Genomic DNA, 315 nt, shown 5'->3' with positions numbered 1-315 from the left:
CCTTGTATTTGGAGCTCATGTCCTTGCCGGTCTCGCGCATCGTGATGATGACCTCGTCCAGGGACACCCGGTGGGACCCGTCGCCCCAGAGCGCCATCTTCGCGGCATTGATGGCCTTCGCTGCGGCGATCGCGTTGCGTTCGATGCACGGCACCTGGACCAGCCCGCCGATCGGATCACACGTCAGGCCCAGGTTGTGCTCCATCGCGATCTCCGCGGCGTTTTCCACCTGCGCAGGGGTCCCGCCCATCACCTCGGCCAGCCCCGCGGCAGCCATCGACGACGCCGACCCGACCTCGCCCTGGCAGCCCACCT

General features: G+C 67.6%; 1 protein-coding gene. It reads right to left on the bottom strand.

What is annotated here, in order from left to right; all coding sequences use genetic code 11:
- Window positions 1-315: L-serine ammonia-lyase, iron-sulfur-dependent, subunit alpha (locus AC5RV1_RS21420; protein ID WP_493995963.1), on the bottom strand; the 315-nt coding region annotated here is incomplete at both ends.

This window comes from Arthrobacter sp. Hb9-2 (assembly GCF_059091165.1).
The sequence above is the reverse complement of the archived record's forward strand: the minus strand, read 5'-3'. Positions and strand labels throughout refer to the sequence as shown.